Raw genomic sequence first — 17,927 nt, forward strand, 5'->3', positions numbered from 1 at the left:
AAACCAGGGTCTCCAAAATCCGAAAAAATAAATCGACATTCTATATTTAATCTGATAGTGTTGATAGTTATATATCATAAATATAGGTATTAAGGGAGTAAAGGGATGATTACAGAAAAAGAAAGACAAAGGTATCGATCAGAATTTTCTGACCATGAGTTGTTTGGTTGTTTAAGTGAGGATGAACAAGGAGCTTGTTTTGAACAAATTACATTTAAAAGATTTCTAAAAGGAAATACTATTTTTGATATGAATGATAAACGTGATTTTATTTATGTTGTCTTGGATGGATTAGTTAAAATTGAACGTGGTGATCGAGCTGGTATTTTTCAAAATTATATGTATGTTACATCGAAACAAATATTTCCAATTGGTGGAATGTTACAGAGTGAATATTATACTGTTTCAAGTCGTGCTGCTACACTAGCGACGGTCGCTAAGATTCCTGTTGAACTTATTGAGAATTTAATCAAAACACATTATGAAGTTTCTGCGTACTTATTTGGGCAAATTGATAATATTTTAAATTGTTCAGAAGTGTTAAGGTTAAGAACCGTATGTAGTAATACAACAACCCGGATAACACAAGTGTTACAGTATTTAAGTGAGAATCTAGCCGATAAACATGGTGAGAATAGTCTGCGAATCCCATATGTGATTACACATGAAGATATTGCGACGATTAGTGGAACGCGGCGTGAAACCGTTGGACGAGTTATTCAGAAATTAGTGTTAGATGGTTATATTATTAGAGATTCAGGTATGCTTATATTTGAATCAAAATTCAATAAAATGAATAAAATCGTCCTAAATTAAGCGTATTATTTCAGTATTCATATTTCTTTTGCTATACTAAGAATAAATACTCATTCAAAGAGGGATTCTTATGAAGAAAGAGATACGTCAAGCTAAAATTGAACAGTTAATTAATAAAAAAGTAATTGCAACGCAGGATGATTTGATTTCAGAATTGGAACATGTGAATATTAAGGCGACTCAAGCGACTATTTCTAGAGATATTCGTGAAATGAAAATTGTTAAAGCTCAAGATGAACAAGGTGATTTGAGATACGCAATTTTTAAGTCAGGTAATTTAAGTGAAGAAGTTCATTTATTTGAAATTATTTTTGAAGTCGTTACTAATATTACTAAAATCCAATTTATGAATGTTGTTAAAACGATTCCAAGTAACGGTAATTTACTGGCAGCAATTATCGATGATTTTGGCTTCCCGGATATTGTTGGAACTGTTGCGGGACATGATACAATTATGATTATTAGTTCAGATGAGCAGGCCGCACAACGTGTCTATGATATTTTTACTGAACACGCAAATCCAGATAATTTAATTTAAAATACTGTGAGACTAAGGAGTAGATAACATCTACATTTCTTAGTCTTTTTTTAAATATTTAAAAATATCATAATAAAAAGGCTAATTTACTTTTTATAATATTGCTATGGTAAAATAATAAATGATATTAAGATTAAATATGGGGACAACTAATGAAAAATGAAAATAAAAGAACTAAAAATGAAAATTGGTTTGTAATACATCTAATTCAATTTAAAAATTGGTTTCGACAGGGATGGAAATTTGTGCATGGTTGGAAATGGTTGACTATTTTTATTTTAGCAATTATTTTAGGTTCGAGTGCGTATTTAACTTATGTAGCCAAAACAACAAATGTTAGTGGGTTAAAAGCTGCTTTACAACAATCAACTGAGGTTTTTGATAAAGATGGCGATAAAGCAGGATCGTTATACTCTCAAAAGGGTACTTACGTTTCATTAAATAAGATTTCACCCAATATTCAAAATGCTGTACTGTCATCAGAAGATCGTAATTTTTATCATGAATATGGATTTTCAATCAAAGGGATGGCACGTTCTGTGGTTTCATTGGTTAAAAATCGATTAACTGGAAGTAGTGCAATTAGTGGTGGCGGAAGTACTATAACGCAACAACTTGTTAAAAATGCATTCTTGTCACAGGAGCAAACTTATAGTCGTAAGGCTAAAGAAATATTTATTTCAATTGAAACGGAAAAAGTATATTCAAAAAAAGACATTCTAACGATGTACTTAAATAATGCATATTTTGGTAATGGCGTTTGGGGTGTTCAAGATGCCTCTAAAAAATATTTTGGAAAAAGTGCTTCAGATTTAACTGTTAGTGAGGCTGCAGTTATTGCGGGTATGTTAACATCGCCAGGGGCATATAATCCGATAGATCATCCTGTTGCAGCTAAACAAAGGCGTAATGTTGTTCTGAATGTTATGTATGAAAATAAAAAAATCTCTAGTGCAGAATTATCAAGTGCTAAGCAGACGGGTATTACATTAAATGATACGTACGATTATCAATCAGGTTATAAATATCCTTATTATTTTGATGCCGTTATTAGTGAAGCAATTAAAAATTATGGGTTAACTGAATCAGATATTATGAATCGTGGTTATAAAATTTATACGGCGATGGATCAGACCCATCAAGAAGCTATGCAAACATCATTTGATAACTCTACCTTGTTCCCTTTGGATGCTGATGATGGGACAAAAGCTCAGGGTGGATCAATTGCTATTAATTCAACGAATGGTGGTGTGACAGCAGTTGTTGGTGGACGAGGTAAACACGTTTTTAGGGGATATAATCGAGCGACTCAGATTAACCGCCAACCGGGGTCAACACTAAAACCAATTGCCGTATATATGCCTGCTTTAGAAGATGGCTATTTTTATGATTCTGAATTAAAAGATAAAAAACAATCATATGGATCAAATAATTATTCACCAAATAATTACGACAATCAATATGCAGGTAAAATACCAATGTATAAGGCATTGGCACTTAGTAAAAATGCGCCAGCTGTGTGGTTGTTAAATAAAATTGGTGTTGATAAAGGATACGATGCTGTTAAAAAATTTGGTATACCGGTTAAAAGTTCGGACAAAAACTTAGATTTAGCTTTGGGTGGTTTAACTACTGGTGTCTCACCCTACGAAATGGCTAGTGCATATACTGCGTTTGCTAATGGTGGTATTCAAAAAAAGGCTCATTTTATTACTAAAATTGTTGATGCTTCTGGTAAAACGATTGTTAATAATTCAGACAATAGTGAAACTAAAGTTATGAGTAGTAAGGTAGCTAAATCGATGACAAGTATGATGATGGGTGTCTTTGAAACTGGAGGAACTGGCGAACTTGCTGTCCCAGCTGGATATACAGTTGCTGGTAAAACGGGAAGTACAGAGGCTAAAAAAGGTTCTACAGATGGGACGAAAGATCAGTGGGTTATTGGATATACACCAGACATTACTGTCGCAACATGGGTTGGTTTTGATCAAACTGATGATACTCATTACCTAAGAAATTCAAGTGGGGATATCGTTGATTCCTTATTTAAAAGCGAAATGTCAGGTATATTACCTAATACTGCTCAGACAAGCTTCTCAACGAAATCTGCTACTACTTTAGCAAATAATACCGGTTCAAATGATAGTGGAGATGGTATTTTAGAATCAGTAGAAAAGCAAACAGATGAAATAAAAAATAAATTATCTGATTCTGCTAAAAAAGCCCAAAAATGGCTCAGTGATAGTATTAATGGGATGTTTGGAAATTAGAACAAATCAATGCAAATTATGGATAAAAATGATACACTAATTAAGTTAATATAAATTATTATTGGAGGAATCAGAAATGGTTGTTAATATTTATGATACAGCGAACCAAATGAGTCAAGATCTTAGTCAAACGGAAGAATATAAGGCTTTGAAATCAGCTTATACAAAAATGCAAGAAGATGAAATTGCATATAAATTATTTAAAGAATTTCAAACAATTCAAATGTCTTTGCAACAAAAACAAATGAATGGTGAAGAAATGACAGACGAAGAACTTGAAAATGCTCATAATCTTTCAGAAAAAATCGGTGATTTTGATACAATCAAAGATTTAATGGTTAAAGAACAAGTTTTAAGTGAAATTATGAATGAAGTTAATTCAATTATCACAAAACCAATACAAGATTTATATCATAATTAATTCGAATAAAAATCCTGGAAGCAAAGCAATTATGTTTTGTACCAGGTTTTTTTTTATAAAGGAGTGGGAAGATGAAATTTATTCATGCAGCTGATTTACATTTAGATAGTCCTTTTGGAGGATTAAAAAATGTACCAAGTCAGTTAATGGATTCGATTTATCAGTCAACATTTAAAGCTTTGAGTAATCTCGTAGATACGGCTATTGAAGAATCAGTAGACTTTGTTTGTTTAGTTGGGGATTTATATGATTCATCTGAGATGAGTATTATGGCACAAACAACGTTAATTAGTCAGTGTGAACGACTGCAAAAGGCCGGAATAAATGTTTATTTGAGTTTTGGTAACCATGATTTTTCTGATAATGCTCAAGATCATTTAACTTTTCCATCAAATGTAACTTTATTTACAAGTGAAGTTGAAACAGTGACGCACATTTTAAAAAATGGCGATGAAGTTCGATTAACTGGGTTTAGTTATGCACATAGATGGGAACCATCAAAAATCGTTGATTATCCTGTTCGTGGTGATGAGAAATGGCATATTGGGCTTATCCATGGGGCAAATGAGGGTATAAATTCAATATCAGATGAAAGTTATGCACCATTTACTGTTAAAGAATTATTACAGAAAAATTATGATTATTGGGGATTGGGTCATATTCATGTAAGACAGATTTTGAATGAACAACCCCCAGTTATCTATCCTGGAAATACACAAGGTCGGCACCGTAAAGAATCAGGCGATAAAGGGTTTTATCTAGTGAATAGTGATGGAAATAAGTTGGTTCCCAAATTTATAACGTCATCTACAATTGATTGGGAAACAGTTAATATTTCAATGGCAAAAATTGATTCACTATCAGATGCTATTGATAAGATTGACGCTGAATGCCAACTTTTTTCTAAAGATAAATCATATTTAATAGTGATACAAATCACAGATTTAGATAATTTTAGTGATAGCCTAGTAAATCGCATTCAAAATGGTGATTTATTAACTGCTTGGATTCAAAAACATATGCCAGATAATTACTATTGGATTGTTAAAATTAAAACGGTGATTAATAAAAAGGTAGCTTTTGAATCAATTGATCAACAATACTGGGAAGAAAGCGCAAAACGTGTTTTTACTGATGATGGAATGACTGAACTCGCTGATAAATTATTACAAATTCCGGAACTTAATACGTACTTATTAGAAACGGGACATTTAGTAGAATTACAAGAAAATTCAAAAACATTGCTTCATGAAAATCAAGCGATAGAGGGTCATATAGATGAAAATAACTAAAGTTAAAATTTACGGATTTGGGAAGTGGCATGATAAAACGTTTGATTTTAATCAAACGAATCAGGTTATTTTTGGTCTGAATGAAGCAGGTAAATCGACGTTAACAGCATTCGTATTGAGTATGTTATTTGGATTTGCAAATGCGAAAAAGAAGTACCAACAATATCTGCCTAAAGACTCATCCACATATGGTGGAGAGTTGGAATTATTAATTGGTAACGATGCTTATCGACTAACTCGTACACAAGGTAAATCTGGTGGCAAGGTATCTATTGTTAAAAGTGATGATGGGATGAAAGTAGCTAGTAGTAAGCTGCATGAATGGCTAAATCCAGTCGATGAAAATTTATACAATCAAGTATTTTCATTTAATCAGCAGGCGTTAAACCAAGTATTTAATTTAACGAATGAAGATTTAAATGAGTATCTAACGACGATGGGAGCAGTTGGTAGTCAAGAATGGTTAGAATTAACTAAAAAAATTCAAAAAGATGCCGATCACGTCTATAAGCCAGCAGGTCGTGTAACTGAGTTAAATAAGGAAATTGCGTTATACAATGATTTAGTTAATAAAATAAATATTGCCAAACAGAAATTTCCGGAATATGTTGAGACACAAAAAAAGTTAGATCAAAATAGGGAACAAATTAAAGGGCTACAAACAACACAATATAATCTAACCAAAGATTACCAACGCTACGAACAATTAAAGCAAAATTGGTCAATATATGAACAATCTAATGAGTTGACGGATAAGCTAAAACAAACTGATGAAGATGCTATGATTTCTGTTGATAATTATCAAAAAATACAAAATTTACTAGAGAAACAAAAGATAAATAATGAAAGGTTAAAATCGATTAATCAGAGTGTAGTTGATGAAAAAGAAAATTTAGCAGCATTAAATTTAATAAATTTTTATGAAAACAATAAAGTTGATTTTGATATATTATTTGAACAATTAGCTGATAATCAACAATATTTAGATAAAGTTGTATTAGAACAGACGAGTTTAAACCAACTATTAACAGAACAAGAACGGTTAATGATGCAATATCAAAATATCAACGGAAAAGTTCCAATAGCGTTTGATCCTGATGATTTTAAAAATATTGTCACATTAATTAAATCTGAAGAGAGCAATAAACGAATACTTCAAGAAATTGAACAAAAGCAATTGACGAAAAAACAAGATATTTTAGATTTAAATCAATCAATTGATCAAAAAAATCAAGTACAAAAAAGTAAATGGTCTACACAACAAAGTATCTTAGTAGGGGTAAGTGTTATACTATTTGTACTAAGTATGATCTTACCAATGCCGTTTAAAATAATGGGATTGATACTAGATATTATGATAGTTGTATATACCATAATTGTATTTAAGCAGTCTAATTCTAAGGATAAATCAAGTAGTGATGCTCTGATGCAAATACAAAATAAAAGACAAATGATTACTGCAGAAATTGATGAAAATCAATTGAAGATAGGTGAACTGGACGAACAATTGAGACAAACTGATACTGAATTAACGGATTATCAAATTCAATACGTTTTAGATGATTTTCCAAAGAATCAGTGGTTCTCAATTCAAAATGACTTAAGTCGAATACAGTCTATAACAGATCAAATTAGTCAAAAATCAGCAGAAATTAAAACGTTAACTGACAAGATAAAAAATTATTTGAATCAGACAGATTTTGCTGATAGTTTTCTAGCACTAAATAAAAGTGATATGGCAGATAGTTTAGCTAGAATTAGAGGCTTTAATGATAAATTACAACCTTTAATTGCTGAATCACAATCAATAAAAAATAAAATGGGCTATTTAAATGAACAACAAAAGCATGAAGATAATGTGACTGCTGATATTTCTAATCAAATTAATGAAATATTAACGCAATATCATTTAACGTCAATTGAGCAATTTGAAAAAAATTACGATTTACAAAAGCAATTTGTTCAAGACAAATCTAAATTGGATACAATTAATGAGCAGCTTCCTGTGGAGGTTAGAAAAAATCTTGCTAGATTTGAAACGAAAGAAAGTTTAGATGAACAATTAGATGAGCTTACAGAACAATTGAAACAATTGCAAAATAGTATAATGAACATTAATCAGGAGATTATTGATCAACAGACGTTATTACGGACTTTGAAGGCAGAAGGGAATTATACAGAACTTCGACAAGAGTTGGCTGAAAAAGTTACAATTTTAAGTGAATTAGCTGATAAATGGTTAACTCAAAAGTTAACTATTAATTGGATTAACGAGGCATTAAAAGACTCTTCTGGGGTTAGAATGCCACAAATGTTGCAATTAGCAAATCATTATTTTGAACTATTAACATTAGGCCATTTTACACAAATAAATAATATATCAGGATTATTAACCGTCGTTTCTTCTGATATGGTATCATTTGAAGTGGGAGAATTGTCACAAGGAACAGCAGAGCAGCTATATATCGCACTTAGATTTGCTTTAATCATGACAATTAATAAATCAATCGAATTACCATTAATTATTGATGATGGGTTTGTTAATTTTGATAAAAACAGAAAAAATGCCGTTTTAAAACTAATACGAGAAATAAGTAAAAAAGTTCAAATTATTTATTTAACGGCAGATGATTCAGGATTAACTGGATTTGATAACGATAAAATAATTAAGTTATAGGAGGATGGACATGGCACAAGAGAAAAAAATATTTGAATATAAAGTTGACGAAAACGTAGCATTATTTGTTTTAATTAAGAGTGCAGAAGTTAGAAATACAAAGAATAATAAGCAATTTATTGCATTTAATTTTGAAGATAGTTCAGGCCAAATTAGCGCTAAGCTTTGGGATGCAACGCCAGAGGCAATTGAACAATTTCAAACGGGTAAAGTTGCCTTTATAAAAGGAAAACGTGAAGTTTACCAAAATAATCCACAGATGAAAATCTATCATATTAGATTGACTGAAGAGGGTGAACCTAATGATCCGAGTCAATTTGTCGTTAGTGCACCAATGAAAAAAGATGAGATGGAAGAAGAATTTAATAAAGCTATTTTTGAAATTACAAACCCAAATTGGAATCGAATTGTAAGATATCTCATTGCCGAAAAACATGATGATTTTTTCAGTTATCCCGCTGCAAAGAAAAATCATCACGCATTTTCTGGTGGGTTAGCCTACCATACACTTTCAATGTTGCGATTAGCTAAATCAATTGTTGCCGAATATGGTGATGTGATTAATGCACCATTACTTTACGCAGGTGTGATTTTACATGATTTAGGAAAAACAATCGAATTATCAGGTTCTGTGGCAACAACTTATACATTAGCTGGAAATTTAATTGGGCATATTGTATTAATTGATGAAGAAATTGTTAAAGCAGCAGGTGAATTAAAAATTGATCTTCAGACAGAAGACATGATTTTATTACGTCACGTTGTTCTTGCGCATCATGGGTTACTAGAGTATGGTTCACCAGTGCAACCTCATTTAATTGAAGCAGATGTTTTACATCAAATTGATAATATTGATGCATCAATTCAAATGTTGAAAGGGTCATTGGCTCATACAGAAGAGGGCGAATTTTCTGAACGTATATTTGGTATGGATGGTCGAAATTTCTATAAACCACATGCTGACAGTAATGTAACAAATAATTAAATTGAAAAATATCTCAATGGATAAATTCCATTGAGATATTTTTTTCGAAAAAAAAACACCAGATATAATCTGATGTTTTGATGTATTTATTTTGAAGATGAAGAAGATGATGATAAGTAGCTTGAAAGAACATCTTTCAAGTCATCATCTTTGATTGATACGTTACCTTTTTTAAGAACTTTACCAACAATTTTTTGTAATTTAGTTGAGTCAGCCATAGTTTCAGTAACAATTTGTTCTTTTAAGTCAGAAATGTGATCGGCTTTTTTACCTTTACCAGCATTTTTAACACTCAAGATTACATCATAACCTGCTGTTGTTTTAACAGGTGTAGTTGTATATTTACCTTGTTTTAAATCAAATGCAGCTTTTTTAAATTCTGCTGTTAGTGTTGTATCTGTATTGTTAAATGCAGCTAAAGTACCACCAGTACTTGCAGAAGTTGTATCTGTTGATTTTGATTTAGCTAATGCAGTAAATTTGTCAGTTAACTTTTTAGCAGTCTTTTGTTCATCAAGTTGTTTGATGATTTTTTCTGCATCTGATTTTGAAGCAACTTGAATACGTTGAACTGTAATAGTTGGTTGGTATTCTTCCCATTGCTTATCTACAGCTGTAGAACTTAAATCACTGTAATGTTTAACAGCAGCTTTTAAAAGTAAGTTAGAACGTAATTCTGCTTTAAAACTAGTCTTTGTCATACTGTTTTGTGATAAGACAGATGAGAAACTTGAACCATATTTAGCTTTATAAGTATCGTATTGTTTTGTGACTTCTTTATCAGAAACATCATCACCATATTGTTTTTCCAATACTTTGTTCAAAATCATTTGTTGTAAAATTGATGTACCACTTGAAGTTTTCTTCAAACTATCGTAGTAAGCACTTTCTGTAACCTTACCACCTGAAGTAGTTGCAACTGTTGAGCTCCCACAACCCGCTAATGTAAATGTTAATAGTACGCCGGCTAAAGCAACAAGCCATTTTTTCATAACCTAACACATCCTATTTCTTAAATTTTTTGTCTTCTCAATGAAAGACTAATACGTTTAATATAACATAATTATCATATAATGAAAGTAAATGACCGAAAATTCACAAAAAAATCAAACTTTTAAAAGCCTAATTCATTGATACTTTTCTAATTTTTTATTAATTTTATTGATATTTGGCTCGATCTCATAAGTAAACTTTTCTATACGATTGCTAATGGAATCGACGATGGGTAATGTTTCTTCGATAATCGTATTCAGATGATCTGTAGCATACTGCAATTTTTTTGATGAATTAGTTACGCGATTGATATCATTTTGATAGTCAGAAAAATCTGCTTTTAACTGAACTTTTTTATCTGCAACAAAAGTAATAAGTTCATCTCTATGGTTATAGGCATAGTATGCTGACCCACCAATAATTGATAACAAACTAATTCGTTTAAGTGTTTTTGACATTATTTTTCTCCAATCTTATTCTTGATTGACATCATAATTGATTCAAGTTGCTCGGATGTGTACTTCTTGGAATTATCCTTGAATGACATTTTAAAAGTATCTTTTGTTGAGTATCTAGGAATTAAATGAAAATGTGAGTGAAAAACAGATTGGTAAGCTAGTTCACCGTTATTATTGACGATATTCATCCCTTGAATATCTGGATTGCTTACTTTAATTGCGGAAGCAATCATTGGAATTTTAGAAAAAACTTTACTAGCGAGTGCTTGGTCATATTCAAAAATATTAGCAACATGTTTTTTTGGAATAACAAGTGTATGGCCTGGGGTTGTTTGTGAGATATCAAGAAATGCTTTAATGTCTTCATCTTCGTATACGGTGAAACTAGGAATATCATTGGCAATTATTTTACAAAAAATACAGTCAGTCATATGTTTGCCTTCTTTCAAAGTTAGTTAATACTTTTATTATACATCATGAATGATAATTCACCATAATATGATATAATTAAAGGCATAAATAAATTGTAAATGGGGAATTAGAAAATGACATTAGAAGTTAAAAATTTAGTGGGTGGTTACTCTCAAATACCAGTTTTAAAAGATATTTCTTTTGAAGTTAAACCTGGAAATGTCGTTGGCTTAATTGGTTTAAATGGTGCAGGTAAATCGACTACAATCAATCATATAATTGGGTTATTAACCCCGCAAAAAGGAACTATTAAATTAAATGGCGTAACCTTAAGGGAAGATAGCCAGGCTTATAAATCACATTTAGCATATATTCCTGAAACGCCTATTCTTTATGAAGAATTAACATTAAAAGAACACATTGAACTCTCAATGATGGCTTATGGATTGAATGAAACTAAGGCATGGAAAAAAGCTAATGAATTACTTAAAATATTTAGACTTGATAACAAGTTAGAATGGTTTCCCGCTAACTTTTCAAAAGGGATGAAACAAAAAGTTATGATTGTCTGTGCTTTTTTAACAGAATCTGATTTTTATGTTATTGATGAGCCATTTCTCGGGCTAGACCCCTTAGCAATTAACGATTTATTAGAGTTAATTGTTGCTGAAAAGAAGCGTGGCGCAAGTGTCTTAATGTCAACTCACGTTTTAGCCACAGCTGAAAAGTATTGCGATTGGTTCATTTTACTGAATAAAGGTGAAATTAAAACACAAGGAACAATGGTTGAATTAAGACAAGCCTATAAGAATCCAGATGCTTCCTTAGATGAAATTTATCTTGGTTTAACTAAGGAAGAGGTAACAAAATGAAAGACTTATGGACAACACGTTTAAAAAGTCATCAGTTATTATTATTAAAATATTTACGATATGTTTTGAATGATCATTTTGTTGTTGCAATTATGTTTTTTGTTGGTGGACTTGGTTTGGCTTATTCAAATGGGCTAAAGGTGATGCCTGTTAATTTAGTTTGGTATCGGCCTGCATTAGTGATTGGATTACTGGTGATTTTACAAATCGGCCGTTTAAGTACGTTATTAAAAGAAGCGGATATTGTTTTTCTTTTACCACAGGAACATGCATTAATTAGTTATTTAAAAAAGGCAAAACGCTATTCAACAGTTATGGCCAGCTTAATGCAAGTTGGATTTATTGTGTTACTTATCCCAGTTATGATGATTGGAATGAAAATCTCAGTAATCAATATTATTTTCTTGATTTTAACGCAACTATGCTTGAAAAATAATTGGTTAGTCATTTCATTACTTGAAAAATATCAAAATAACCGGTTTAGTTGGGGAAGTATCAAATTAGTTAATATTTTATTGCCTATTTTGATTTATATCCTTGGATTATATGGTACGTTTATTCTGAGTTTTATCGTTGCTATTTTAAGTAGCTTTGTTTTAAATCAGCTAGCTGCAAAAGGATTTAAGGAAATCTTTGATTGGAAAAAAGCAATCAGTTTTGAAGAAAATAGAATGTTAGGGATTTACCGTTTCTTTAATTTATTTACTGATGTACCAATGGTTAGAGGGAATGTTAAGAGAAGAGTGTACCTTGATTTCATTTTAAATCATATTAAAAAAGATGACGCAAATGTTTATACATTTTTATATGCAAGGGGATTTATTCGCGGAACTGAATTTAGTGGCTTATTTATTAGATTAACTCTAATTGGAGCGCTAATTATTGCATTTATTTCAAATGGTTGGCTAGCACTCGCATTTTTAATCTTATTTATTTATCTGATTGGTTTTCAATTGTTACCTTTTGCAAAACATTACGATAATATTATTTTTACTAGACTATATCCAAAAGGAAAAGAGTATCAAATTAAGAATTTCAAAAAGTTTACATTAACAATTATAAGTGTAAGTGCAGTACTTTTTAATATCGCAATCTATATTGGTACAGGACAATTTTTAATGATGGGTTATGGTGTTTTGGTGAGTTTAGTGGAAATAATGCTGTTTACTAATGTTTACTTAGTTACCAGAGTTAAAAAAATCCTTGACGTATAATAGGGATGTTTGTAAGATGAAACTATAGCATCAGAGCTTAGTCGGGAAAAAGAGGTAATAATAGTATGGATTTTAATTTAGATCCCGGTTGGCAATTGTTACCAATTGGTGGAGATACAGGCACTGCATACATGGGTACACGTGCACAAGAAAAGGTGTTTTTGAAACAAAATATGTCACCTTTTTTAGCTGCGCTCTCAGTTGCTGGTATTACACCAAAATTAATTTGGACTAAGCGAATCTCAAGTGGGGATACAATAACTGCACAAGAGTGGCTAAATGGACGAAACCTTCATTCTGATGAAATGGATCAAAAAATGGTTCCTGAATTATTATCTAAAATTCATCGCTCAAAGCAATTAAAAAATATGTTGAGACAGGTTGGTGGAGAAGTTATCACACCTAGTGGCTTATTAGCTAATTATTTTGACGATTTGAGTGATGATTTAAAGCAGCACCCCTTGCTATCAAAAATGTTTCAGCAATTAAATGAACATCAACCTGAACTATCAACGGATAAGTATACAGTTTGTCATGGTGATTTGAATCATCGAAATTGGTTACAGTCTGATACTAATCAATTATATTTAGTTGATTGGGAGTCAGCAAAAATTGCTGATCCTGCTATGGATTTGAGCTTAGTTATGTCTGAATACATTCCAGATACACAATGGAGTAGTTGGCTGAGTGGTTATCATGAGTCATTGGAGAATAACGATTTATTAAACAGAATAAACTGGTACATTATAATAGCAAAATTACAACGAATAAAAAAAGCACATCAATTAAGTCGATTTCATGAAATGAATCAGGCAATAATAGAATTACAAAAATATAATATAAAAATGGATTAAAAAGTAAGTGGGGCTAAAACGATTAATACGTTCTAGCCCCACTTACTTTATCAAATGAAATGAGGATATATAAGTTGAGATTAAGAAATAAAGCATGGGCTGAACCGTTAATTGCAGAACATCCGGAACTACTTGTAACATCACCTAATCAGTTTAAGGGTAAATGGCAATCAAGATTTGAGAAAAAACAACCACTTTTTATTGAAATAGGTATGGGTAAGGGTGGATTTATTATGGGAATGGCTAGAAAATTTCCGGAATATAATTTTATCGGAATTGAATTGCAAACGACAATTGCAGCAATTACGTTGAAGAAACAAGTTGAAGCACAAATTCCAAATTTACAATTAATTTTAGGTAACGGTGATTCGGTAACTGAATTTTTTGATGATAATGAAGTTGATGGCATTTATTTGAATTTTTCAGATCCTTGGCCTAAAACAAGACAAGCCAAACGTCGACTTACTCATGGCAGTTTCTTAAAAGGCTATGAAAAAGTTATGAAAAATGATGGTCATCTTGAATTTAAGACAGATAATCGTGGCTTGTTTGAATACTCATTAGTTAGTTTAAATGAGTATGGAATGGGTTATGATCAAGTTTGGCTTGATTTACATGCAAGCGTTGAAGCTGAAGATAATGTCATGACTGAATATGAAGAAAAATTTAGTAAAAAGGGACAGCCTATCTATAAGTTAGAAGCACATTTTAATACGTCTAAAAATCTGGAATAAAAATTCCAGATTTTTTTTGTAAAAACGCCGTTACATAGTAACTAAGCTACATTCATGGATTCTTTTATGGTACTATTATATAATATAAAGTAAGAAATATTAAGCTAAGTGAGTAGACAAAATTGGGACTAATTCGTCCAATAAAATGAAAAGGGGCTCTCTAATATGAATGATAAAACGTTTAATTTAGTTAAAACAATGACTGAACTTCAGGCAACAAGTGGATTTGAAAATAACGTACGTGATGTAATGCGCGAAAAAATGACACCAAATGTTGATGAGGTTGTTCAGGATGGTTTGGGTGGGATTTTTGGTATCCGTAAAAATGCAGATATAAATGCACCTAAAATTATGACCGCTGCTCATATGGACGAAGTTGGATTCATGCTTGCCGCAATTAATGACAATGGGTTATTTTCAGTTCGCCCACTTGGTGGATGGAATCCATTTGTTGTTTCTTCACAACGATTCACACTAACAACACGATCAGGTCAAACGTACCCAATAATTTCTTCTTCAGTATCACCTCATTTATTGCGTGGTGATAATCATCAAAATGCAACACCACAAATTAATGATATTTTATTTGATGGTGGATTTGAATCTGCAAGTGAAGCAAAAGAGTTTGGTATTGCACCAGGAGATTATATTGTTCCGGATGTTGAAACAATTAAAACAGCTAATGGTAAAAATATTATTAGTAAGGCATGGGATAACCGTTACGGTTGTACTGCAGTACTGGAAACACTTGAAAAATTAAAAGACGTAACATTACCAAATACTTTATTCGCTGGTGCTAATGTTCAAGAAGAAGTTGGACTACGAGGCACGCCAGGTGCAGTAAATATGCTGAAACCTGATTTATTTTTTGCTGTCGACTGTTCAGCAGCAAATGATATTGAAACAACAAAGGGAACATTTGGACATCTTGGTGAAGGAACGTTGATCAGAATTTATGATCCAAGATTAGTAACGCTTCCTAGATTAAAAGAATTTTTATTGGATACTGCTTCGGATAACAATATTCCTTATCAGTACTTTGTTTCTCAAGGTGGTACTGATGCTGGCGCAGCTCAAACAGCAAATAATGGTATTCCAAGTTCTGTTATTGGCGTTTGTGCACGTTATATTCATACGCATCAAACAATGTTCTCAATCAGAGACTATGAAGCAGCAAAAGAATTACTTGAAAAAACAATTTTAGGATTGGACCGTTCAACTGTCGATACAATCATTAAGGGGTAGTTAGATTGGAAAAATTAAAAGTTTTAGAAAAAGATAAATTAAATGAATTATTATTGAATGGTAAATCATTGTTTTATTTTACGGCAGGTTGGTGTCCAGACTGTAACTTTATTGAACCATTAATGCCTGAAATTGAAGCAGAGTATTCCGATTTTAAATTCTATAAAGTAGATCGCGATGAACAAATTGAACTTTGCCAAGATTGGGGTATTTTTGGTATTCCGAGTTTTGTTGCATACAATAACGGTGTTGAGCTTGATCGTTATGTGAATAAAGAGCGTAAAACGAAAGAACAAATCGAATCATTTATGAACAAATTAGACTAAACCATTGGGGTGATAGTGATGTTTGAACAAGTTTATAAAAGAGTAATGGTCGGGATAGATGGAAGTGTGCAATCTGAACGTGCATTTAATCAGGCAGTTGAGAGTACTTTAAAAAACGAGGCTAGTTTAATAGTTGTACATGTTGTTGAGCGAAGTGTTGACAATACATTTTCTGAAGATGAAGATGACGTTACAACTGAAGTTAAGCGATTAAATGATACCTTAGCCGACTACAAACAAATTGCGATAGATAAGGGCGTTATTGATGTTGAAACTATTTTAGTATATGGATCTTCTAAAGTTTTATTAAGTCGTGAAATACCAGAAGAAAAACATATTGATTTAATTATGGTTGGGCAAACAGGGGCTAACGTTGTTGAAAGATTTGTGAATGGATCAACAACAGATGCAATTCTAAGAAATGCGCCATGTGACGTCTTAGTCATTAGTGATAATAAGAAGGGAACTCATAAATAAATATGTTAATAGCAAGTTATAATTTAAAGAACGTTGGCGATACATTAATGGTTGTTTTACGTGAAGAGGTAGAAAACCAAAAGTCAGAATTAAAAAATAATGTCGTTCGTATTTTCAATGAAAAATCGAATGAAACGTTGGGATTTAATTTTCTAGAAATCTCTAAAGAATCACTTGATTTAGTAGGTAACGGACAAATCTTTTTAGATGAAAAACAAGTAGAAAAATTAAATCAACTTATCGTTGCTGCTGGATTTAAGGATGTACTTGTTGTCGATGACGATCCTAAATTTGTTGTGGGATATGTAGCTGAATGTAATGAACATCCTGATTCTGATCATTTGCATATCACAAAAATTGAAGTCAATAATGGTGAGACACTAGATATCGTTTGTGGTGCACCTAATATTGAACAAGGTCAGCTTGTTGTTGTTGCTAAAGTTGGCGCAATGATGCCAACTGGGGCTATTATTTGGCCGGGTAAATTACGTGGTATTGATAGTTATGGCATGGTTTGTTCAGCTCAAGAGTTGGCTATTCCTAATGCTCCAACTGTCCATGGTATTTTAGTTTTAGATGAAAAGATGAATCATGTTGGTGATGCATTCGATTTTGAGAAGGCAGCCAAATTATTTGCATAATATAGATTTATAAAAACTAATTGCGGTTATTGCAATTAGTTTTTTACATAGTTAGGATGAAATTAATGGAGCGTTACGATGGACCTGCATTTTATAAGAAAACGTTAAAAAAAGATGTAAATAAACCACATCACAATGAGAAATTTGCGCGCAAAGAGACAAAGATAGATAGTCAAAGTGAAAAAGCACAAATTAATCGCTATTCTCGAGGTTTCAAACCAAAACAAATCCCCACATTTTTTACAAATAAAAAGCAAAATAAAAACGTAAGGTATCGGAAAATTTTAGTTCAATTAACTAAAGCAAAGGATACTTATTTACTGTTTGATGATTTTGCTGAAGAGGAAAATCAAGTATCTAATAATGATGAAAATACGTTATATTCTGTGGATAGTGTAGCTAAAAAAATAGTACCAGAAGTAGATTCAGTAATCGAAGATAATAAACAAGAAGATACTTTATTACAAAATACAAATTTAGAGCCTGATGTGTTTGATGAAAAAAATGAACAGATAAAAAAAGCAAATATAAATGTAGTTGCTAATAACAAGCACGCTTTAGCTCGAGGATTATTTGAAATATCAGTTTCTGAGAATGAGGCTCAAAATGAATTAGCCGTTTTTAAAAATAAACCTGAAGTTTTGTCACGTGAAGAACTTGCATTTGTAAGTACCAATCACCAAACTAATGAAGAAGTACA

The 17,927-nt window shown here is 31.7% G+C and carries 19 protein-coding genes; 16 read left to right on the top strand and 3 right to left on the bottom strand.

Features of this window, described 5'->3' with window-relative positions:
- Nucleotides 1–105 precede the first annotated feature (105 nt).
- The 7 genes from AC1RPH_RS02080 (at nucleotide 106) to AC1RPH_RS02110 (ending at nucleotide 9,002) form a co-directional block, all read left to right on the top strand.
- Entirely contained in the window at nucleotides 106–816 is a 711-nt protein-coding gene (locus AC1RPH_RS02080; protein WP_481761181.1) for a Crp/Fnr family transcriptional regulator, read from the top strand.
- Nucleotides 817–886: 70 nt separating this feature from the next.
- Nucleotides 887–1,354, top strand: a complete 468-nt coding sequence (locus AC1RPH_RS02085) for an arginine repressor (RefSeq protein WP_409022715.1) — start codon at nucleotides 887–889, stop codon at nucleotides 1,352–1,354.
- A 152-nt stretch (nucleotides 1,355–1,506) separates the two neighbouring features.
- A complete protein-coding gene (locus AC1RPH_RS02090) occupies nucleotides 1,507–3,627 on the top strand; it encodes a PBP1A family penicillin-binding protein (RefSeq protein WP_481761182.1) in 2,121 nt (706 codons plus the stop codon).
- A 76-nt stretch (nucleotides 3,628–3,703) separates the two neighbouring features.
- Complete coding sequence (locus AC1RPH_RS02095; protein WP_481761183.1) at nucleotides 3,704–4,048, top strand: YlbF/YmcA family competence regulator; 345 nt, start codon at nucleotides 3,704–3,706, stop codon at nucleotides 4,046–4,048.
- A 71-nt stretch (nucleotides 4,049–4,119) separates the two neighbouring features.
- Complete coding sequence (locus tag AC1RPH_RS02100) at nucleotides 4,120–5,340, top strand: metallophosphoesterase family protein (RefSeq protein ID WP_481761184.1); 1,221 nt, start codon at nucleotides 4,120–4,122, stop codon at nucleotides 5,338–5,340.
- Nucleotides 5,327–8,017 carry an ATP-binding protein gene (locus tag AC1RPH_RS02105; RefSeq protein WP_481761185.1) on the top strand — a complete coding sequence of 897 codons (2,691 nt, stop codon included), beginning with the start codon at nucleotides 5,327–5,329 and terminating at the stop codon, nucleotides 8,015–8,017. Before AC1RPH_RS02100 ends, AC1RPH_RS02105 begins: the two co-directional genes overlap by 14 nt.
- Nucleotides 8,018–8,027: 10 nt before the next feature.
- Nucleotides 8,028–9,002 carry a 3'-5' exoribonuclease YhaM family protein gene (locus tag AC1RPH_RS02110; protein WP_481761186.1) on the top strand — a complete coding sequence of 325 codons (975 nt, stop codon included), beginning with the start codon at nucleotides 8,028–8,030 and terminating at the stop codon, nucleotides 9,000–9,002.
- Between the two features lie 86 nt (nucleotides 9,003–9,088).
- Here the strand turns inward: AC1RPH_RS02110 and AC1RPH_RS02115 are convergent, their stop codons facing one another.
- The 3 genes from AC1RPH_RS02115 to AC1RPH_RS02125 all read right to left on the bottom strand — a co-directional run bounded on the left by AC1RPH_RS02115 (nucleotide 9,089) and on the right by AC1RPH_RS02125 (nucleotide 10,884).
- Nucleotides 9,089–9,994, bottom strand: a complete 906-nt coding sequence (locus AC1RPH_RS02115) for a peptidylprolyl isomerase (protein ID WP_481761187.1) — start codon at nucleotides 9,992–9,994, stop codon at nucleotides 9,089–9,091.
- A 135-nt stretch (nucleotides 9,995–10,129) separates the two neighbouring features.
- Nucleotides 10,130–10,453 (bottom strand): hypothetical protein, encoded by a 324-nt coding sequence (locus tag AC1RPH_RS02120; RefSeq protein ID WP_481761188.1) that lies wholly within the window; start codon nucleotides 10,451–10,453, stop codon nucleotides 10,130–10,132.
- Nucleotides 10,453–10,884 (bottom strand): HIT family protein, encoded by a 432-nt coding sequence (locus AC1RPH_RS02125; RefSeq protein ID WP_481761189.1) that lies wholly within the window; start codon nucleotides 10,882–10,884, stop codon nucleotides 10,453–10,455. The genes AC1RPH_RS02120 and AC1RPH_RS02125 overlap by 1 nt, the downstream gene beginning before the upstream one ends.
- 114 nt (nucleotides 10,885–10,998) lie before the next feature.
- Between AC1RPH_RS02125 and AC1RPH_RS02130 the strand changes: the two genes are divergently transcribed.
- The 9 genes from AC1RPH_RS02130 to AC1RPH_RS02170 all read left to right on the top strand — a co-directional run.
- Complete coding sequence (locus AC1RPH_RS02130; RefSeq protein ID WP_481761190.1) at nucleotides 10,999–11,736, top strand: ABC transporter ATP-binding protein; 738 nt, start codon at nucleotides 10,999–11,001, stop codon at nucleotides 11,734–11,736.
- Complete coding sequence (locus AC1RPH_RS02135) at nucleotides 11,733–12,950, top strand: ABC transporter permease (protein ID WP_481761191.1); 1,218 nt, start codon at nucleotides 11,733–11,735, stop codon at nucleotides 12,948–12,950. The genes AC1RPH_RS02130 and AC1RPH_RS02135 overlap by 4 nt, the downstream gene beginning before the upstream one ends.
- A 65-nt stretch (nucleotides 12,951–13,015) precedes the next feature.
- Complete coding sequence (locus AC1RPH_RS02140) at nucleotides 13,016–13,804, top strand: phosphotransferase (RefSeq protein WP_481761192.1); 789 nt, start codon at nucleotides 13,016–13,018, stop codon at nucleotides 13,802–13,804.
- 74 nt (nucleotides 13,805–13,878) lie between these two features.
- The gene (gene trmB / locus AC1RPH_RS02145; RefSeq protein ID WP_409022703.1) at nucleotides 13,879–14,538 is read left to right on the top strand and encodes a tRNA (guanosine(46)-N7)-methyltransferase TrmB; all 660 of its coding nucleotides are present in this window, start codon (nucleotides 13,879–13,881) and stop codon (nucleotides 14,536–14,538) included.
- Nucleotides 14,539–14,703: 165 nt separating this feature from the next.
- Nucleotides 14,704–15,783 (top strand): glutamyl aminopeptidase, encoded by a 1,080-nt coding sequence (pepA, locus tag AC1RPH_RS02150; protein WP_409022702.1) that lies wholly within the window; start codon nucleotides 14,704–14,706, stop codon nucleotides 15,781–15,783.
- 5 nt (nucleotides 15,784–15,788) lie between these two features.
- Entirely contained in the window at nucleotides 15,789–16,109 is a 321-nt protein-coding gene (locus AC1RPH_RS02155; protein ID WP_409022701.1) for a thioredoxin family protein, read from the top strand.
- Nucleotides 16,110–16,127: 18 nt separating this feature from the next.
- A complete protein-coding gene (locus AC1RPH_RS02160) occupies nucleotides 16,128–16,586 on the top strand; it encodes a universal stress protein (RefSeq protein ID WP_481761193.1) in 459 nt (152 codons plus the stop codon).
- A gap of 2 nt (nucleotides 16,587–16,588) precedes the next feature.
- Nucleotides 16,589–17,227, top strand: a complete 639-nt coding sequence (ytpR, locus tag AC1RPH_RS02165; RefSeq protein ID WP_481761194.1) for a YtpR family tRNA-binding protein — start codon at nucleotides 16,589–16,591, stop codon at nucleotides 17,225–17,227.
- Between the two features lie 65 nt (nucleotides 17,228–17,292).
- The coding region (locus tag AC1RPH_RS02170; RefSeq protein ID WP_481761195.1) for a hypothetical protein at nucleotides 17,293–17,927 on the top strand (635 nt) is incomplete at its 3' end.

Source organism: Dellaglioa sp. CoH-57-MRSF-16, from assembly GCF_056782055.1.